Origin of the sequence: Psychrobacter sp. S1-30-MNA-CIBAN-0213 (assembly GCF_040309845.1) — a bacterium.
Lineage (GTDB): Bacteria > Pseudomonadota > Gammaproteobacteria > Pseudomonadales > Moraxellaceae > Psychrobacter.
The window spans coordinates 1-291 of sequence record NZ_JBEOPE010000046.1 but is presented as its reverse complement, the minus strand read 5'-3'; the positions used below and the strand labels follow the sequence as shown (position 1 = coordinate 291).

1 protein-coding gene is annotated in these 291 nt (G+C 49.8%); it reads right to left on the bottom strand.

Features of this window, described 5'->3' with window-relative positions; translation table 11 throughout:
* The coding region (locus AAEY87_RS13895) for a DUF2127 domain-containing protein (protein WP_350657594.1) at window positions 1–291 on the bottom strand (291 nt) is incomplete at both ends.

The following is a 291-nucleotide window of genomic DNA, read 5'->3' as shown; positions in this document are numbered from 1 at the left end:
CCATAAGCCTCAATAAAGCGTATCGCTGCATAAATAAATATCAGTAATAAAAATAGAGGCCAGTTTTTACTGGCTTGTTGGGCAATTCGTACCGTACTCTCTACTTGCGGTGCAAGAAGATAACCAAAGTTCTGCTGCCAGGTTGCTGTGGCGGTGGCAAGCCAACGCTCAAGGTCGGTATGCCATAGCCATAACGCGCCTGCCCCGAGTAGCGCGCCAATGCCTTTAGCCACTTCATAGACGGCCACCGCTTTGATCGACTCGCTAGATTCACCGCGTAGCCTATTATCC